Below are 5,519 nucleotides of genomic sequence, written 5' to 3'. Positions count from 1 at the left end.
GAGTGGGGGGTGCGTCTGGTCCTTGAGAACTCAACAGCGTGCACATTGTCAATGCCAATTATTTTGACCCCGTGCGATTGCAGCTTTGGTTGTGGTCGTCGGAGACAATTCCTTTTGGATTGAAGATTGTCAGTAGACAGTCAACAGTCAGAATCAACTCGGTTCGGCGCTTTCGGGTGTCGGATCTGTAATTTTTTACGGAGAGTTTGATCCTGGCTCAGGACGAACGCTGGCGGCGTGCTTAACACATGCAAGTCGAACGATGATCAGGAGCTTGCTCCTGTGATTAGTGGCGAACGGGTGAGTAACACGTGAGTAACCTGCCCCTGACTCTGGGATAAGCGTTGGAAACGACGTCTAATACTGGATATGATCACTGGCCGCATGGTCTGGTGGTGGAAAGATTTTTTGGTTGGGGATGGACTCGCGGCCTATCAGCTTGTTGGTGAGGTAATGGCTCACCAAGGCGACGACGGGTAGCCGGCCTGAGAGGGTGACCGGCCACACTGGGACTGAGACACGGCCCAGACTCCTACGGGAGGCAGCAGTGGGGAATATTGCACAATGGGCGAAAGCCTGATGCAGCAACGCCGCGTGAGGGATGACGGCCTTCGGGTTGTAAACCTCTTTTAGTAGGGAAGAAGCGAAAGTGACGGTACCTGCAGAAAAAGCACCGGCTAACTACGTGCCAGCAGCCGCGGTAATACGTAGGGTGCAAGCGTTGTCCGGAATTATTGGGCGTAAAGAGCTCGTAGGCGGTTTGTCGCGTCTGCTGTGAAATCCCGAGGCTCAACCTCGGGCTTGCAGTGGGTACGGGCAGACTAGAGTGCGGTAGGGGAGATTGGAATTCCTGGTGTAGCGGTGGAATGCGCAGATATCAGGAGGAACACCGATGGCGAAGGCAGATCTCTGGGCCGTAACTGACGCTGAGGAGCGAAAGCGTGGGGAGCGAACAGGATTAGATACCCTGGTAGTCCACGCCGTAAACGTTGGGCGCTAGATGTAGGGACCTTTCCACGGTTTCTGTGTCGTAGCTAACGCATTAAGCGCCCCGCCTGGGGAGTACGGCCGCAAGGCTAAAACTCAAAGGAATTGACGGGGGCCCGCACAAGCGGCGGAGCATGCGGATTAATTCGATGCAACGCGAAGAACCTTACCAAGGCTTGACATACACCGGAAACGGCCAGAGATGGTCGCCCCCTTGTGGTCGGTGTACAGGTGGTGCATGGTTGTCGTCAGCTCGTGTCGTGAGATGTTGGGTTAAGTCCCGCAACGAGCGCAACCCTCGTTCTATGTTGCCAGCGCGTTATGGCGGGGACTCATAGGAGACTGCCGGGGTCAACTCGGAGGAAGGTGGGGATGACGTCAAATCATCATGCCCCTTATGTCTTGGGCTTCACGCATGCTACAATGGCCGGTACAAAGGGCTGCGATACCGTAAGGTGGAGCGAATCCCAAAAAGCCGGTCTCAGTTCGGATTGAGGTCTGCAACTCGACCTCATGAAGTCGGAGTCGCTAGTAATCGCAGATCAGCAACGCTGCGGTGAATACGTTCCCGGGCCTTGTACACACCGCCCGTCAAGTCATGAAAGTCGGTAACACCCGAAGCCGGTGGCCTAACCCTTGTGGAAGGAGCCGTCGAAGGTGGGATCGGTGATTAGGACTAAGTCGTAACAAGGTAGCCGTACCGGAAGGTGCGGCTGGATCACCTCCTTTCTAAGGAGCATCTGACCGGCCCTGCTCTGCAGGTGTCTGGTTCAGGCGCCGAGTAACCCGAACGTGGTTGCCGGTAGCTCATGGGTGGAACATTGACAGTGCAGTCGGGAGCGTAGCTTCCGGCCCTAGTACGCCAGCTTGCTGGTTGGGACGGGTCGGGGTGAGCGGGTCGGCTGGTGCACGTTGTTGGGTCCTGAGGGACCAGGCTTCCTGTTGACACGTGAGTGTTGGCGGGGGTTGGGCCTACGGGTCCTTCGTTGGGCCAGGGTGAACCTACCGGTTGGTGGGGGAGTGCTGGTGCCGATCGTATGTTGAGAACTACACAGTGGACGCGAGCATCTTAGATCGCTCGTGATGATGACTGGCCTTCGGGTTGGTTGTTGTTCGAGTCGATCGCAATTTTAATCTTTGTGGTCAAGTTTCTAAGAGCAAACGGTGGATGCCTTGGCATCTGGAGCCGAAGAAGGACGTAGAAATCTGCGATAAGCCTCGGGGAGCTGATAATCGAGCTGTGAGCCGAGGATTTCCGAATGGGGAAACCCCGCCAGGCGACTTGTCGACCTGGTGACTCCCGCCTGAATATATAGGGCGGGTAGAGGGAACGTGGGGAAGTGAAACATCTCAGTACCCACAGGAAGAGAAAACAACATGTGATTCCGTGAGTAGTGGCGAGCGAAAGCGGATGAGGCTAAACCGATCATGTGTGATAGCCGGCGGGCGTTGCATGGTCGGGGTTGTGGGACACGTCGCTCAGTTCTGCCGGACTGGGACGGTTACAGCGCATCATAGTCGAACCGGTTTGAAAGCCGGGCCGTAGTGGGTGCCAGCCCCGTAGACGAAATGGTGTTATGGCCGGATGTGTATCCCAAGTAGCACGGGGCCCGAGAAATCCCGTGTGAATCTGTCAGGACCACCTGATAAGCCTAAATACTCCCAGATGACCGATAGCGGACAAGTACCGTGAGGGAAAGGTGAAAAGTACCCCGGGAGGGGAGTGAAATAGTACCTGAAACCGTTTGCTTACAAACCGTCGGAGCCTCCTTGTAGGGGTGACGGCGTGCCTTTTGAAGAATGAGCCTGCGAGTTAGTGATATGTGGCGAGGTTAACCCGTGTGGGGCAGCCGTAGCGAAAGCGAGTCTGAATAGGGCGATTCAGTCGCATGTCCTAGACCCGAAGCGAAGTGATCTATCCATGGCCAGGTTGAAGCGACGGTAAGACGTCGTGGAGGACCGAACCCACTTCAGTTGAAAATGGAGGGGATGAGCTGTGGATAGGGGTGAAAGGCCAATCAAACTTCGTGATAGCTGGTTCTCTCCGAAATGCATTTAGGTGCAGCGTTGCGTGTTTCTCGCCGGAGGTAGAGCTACTGGATGGCCGATGGGCCTCAACAGGTTACTGACGTCAGCCAAACTCCGAATGCCGGTGAGTGAGAGCGCAGCAGTGAGACGGTGGGGGATAAGCTTCATCGTCGAGAGGGAAACAACCCAGACTACCAACTAAGGCCCCTAAGCGTGTGCTAAGTGGGAAAGGATGTGGAGTTGCACAGACAACCAGGAGGTTGGCTTAGAAGCAGCCACCCTTGAAAGAGTGCGTAATAGCTCACTGGTCAAGTGATTCCGCGCCGACAATGTAACGGGGCTCAAGCACACCGCCGAAGTTGTAGATTTCGCACACAGACAAGCCTTCGTGGTTCAGTCGTGCGGAGTGGTAGGAGAGCGTCGTGTGGCGAGTGAAGCGGCGGAGTAATCCAGCCGTGGACGCCACACGAGTGAGAATGCAGGCATGAGTAGCGAAAGACGGGTGAGAAACCCGTCCTCCGAAAGACCAAGGGTTCCAGGGCCAGGTTAATCCGCCCTGGGTAAGTCGGGACCTAAGGCGAGGCCGACAGGCGTAGTCGATGGACAACGGGTTGATATTCCCGTACCGGCGAACAACCGCCCAAGCTAATCCAGTGGTGCTAAGAGTCCTAACCCGGACTTCCGGATCCCTTCGGGGTGATGGTGTCCGGTCTAACGCTCGACCCCATGCTGGTGCGGCTAGCGTATGAACAGGTGTGACGCAGGAAGGTAGCTGAGCCAGGCGATGGTATCCGTAAGGTGAACCTGGTGTAAGGATGTAGGGCTGACGATAGGCAAATCCGTCGTCTGTGTGCCTGAGATCCGACGCGTACCCGTAAGGGGAAATCAGTGATCCTATGCTGCCGAGAAAAGCATCGACGCGAGGTTGCAGCCGCCCGTACCCGAAACCGACTCAGGTGGTCAGGTAGAGAATACCAAGGAGATCGAGAGAATCGTGGTTAAGGAACTCGGCAAAATGCCCCCGTAACTTCGGGAGAAGGGGGGCCGGACACGTGATACGACTTCTCGTCGTTGAGCGTTGAAGGCCGCAGAGACCAGTGGGAAGCGACTGTTTACTAAAAACACAGGTCCGTGCGAAGTCGCAAGACGATGTATACGGACTGACGCCTGCCCGGTGCTGGAAGGTTAAGAGGAAGGGTTAGCCTTAGGGCGAAGCTCTGAATTTAAGCCCCAGTAAACGGCGGTGGTAACTATAACCATCCTAAGGTAGCGAAATTCCTTGTCGGGTAAGTTCCGACCTGCACGAATGGCGTAACGACTTCCCAGCTGTCTCAACCGCGAACTCGGCGAAATTGCACTACGAGTAAAGATGCTCGTTACGCGCAGCAGGACGGAAAGACCCCGTGACCTTTACTACAGTTTGGTATTGGTGTTCGGAGTGGCTTGTGTAGGATAGGTGGGAGACTGTGAAGCGGGCACGCTAGTGTTCGTGGAGTCATTGTTGAAATACCACTCTGGTCACTTTGGATGTCTAACGTAGGACCCTGATCGGGTTCATGGACAGTGCCTGATGGGTAGTTTAACTGGGGCGGTTGCCTCCCAAAGAGTAACGGAGGCGCCCAAAGGTTCCCTCAACCTGGTTGGCAATCAGGTGGCGAGTGTAAGTGCACAAGGGAGCTTGACTGTGAGACTGACAGGTCGAGCAGGGACGAAAGTCGGGACTAGTGATCCGGCAGTGGCTTGTGGAAGCGCTGTCGCTCAACGGATAAAAGGTACCTCGGGGATAACAGGCTGATCTTGCCCAAGAGTCCATATCGACGGCATGGTTTGGCACCTCGATGTCGGCTCGTCGCATCCTGGGGCTGGAGTAGGTCCCAAGGGTTGGGCTGTTCGCCCATTAAAGCGGTACGCGAGCTGGGTTTAGAACGTCGTGAGACAGTTCGGTCCCTATCCGCTGCGCGCGTTGGAAATTTGAGAAGATCTATCCCTAGTACGAGAGGACCGGGATGGACGAACCTCTGGTGTGTCAGTTGTTCTGCCAAGGGCACCGCTGATTAGCTACGTTCGGACCGGATAACCGCTGAAAGCATCTAAGCGGGAAGCCGTCTTCGAGATGAGATTTCCATGCACCTTGAGTGTGAGAGGCTCCCAGCAGACTACTGGGTTGATAGGCCGGATGTGGAAGCGGGGACTAACGACCCGTGGAGCTGACCGGTACTAATAAGCCGAAGACTTGACAACACAACTTTTACCGTCGCCCCTTGTGGGTGGCGGGCTCGCGTCCACTTTGTGGTTCCCGACAGACGATCGGGAATCAAACTGAATACTTCAGCAATGCTCTGAAGGAACAATGGTTTGATCCAGGATCTGGGTCGACAGTGTTCCGGTGGTCATAGCGAGAGGGAAACGCCCGGTCACATTCCGAACCCGGAAGCTAAGCCTCTCAGCGCCGATGGTACTGCAAGGGGGACCTTGTGGGAGAGTAGGACGCCGCCGGACTCAAC

At 55.7% G+C, this 5,519-nt stretch carries 3 rRNA genes; all 3 read left to right on the top strand.

The features are described 5' to 3' along the window. The first annotated feature begins 194 nt into the window (after positions 1–194). The 3 genes from ACH0A8_RS16370 to rrf all read left to right on the top strand — a co-directional run bounded on the left by ACH0A8_RS16370 (position 195) and on the right by rrf (position 5,514). Positions 195–1,716 (top strand): 16S ribosomal RNA (locus ACH0A8_RS16370). Positions 1,717–2,128: 412 nt separating this feature from the next. Next, positions 2,129–5,256 (top strand): 23S ribosomal RNA (locus ACH0A8_RS16365). A 141-nt stretch (positions 5,257–5,397) separates the two neighbouring features. After that, a 5S ribosomal RNA gene (gene rrf / locus ACH0A8_RS16360) occupies positions 5,398–5,514 on the top strand. The 16S, 23S and 5S rRNA genes sit together here, the layout of an rRNA operon. The last annotated feature ends 5 nt before the right edge of the window (positions 5,515–5,519 follow it).

It is taken from the genome of Curtobacterium sp. 179-B 9B NHS (genome assembly GCF_045370965.1).
Classification (GTDB): domain Bacteria; phylum Actinomycetota; class Actinomycetes; order Actinomycetales; family Microbacteriaceae; genus Curtobacterium.
The sequence above is the reverse complement of the archived record's forward strand: the minus strand, read 5'-3'. Positions and strand labels throughout refer to the sequence as shown.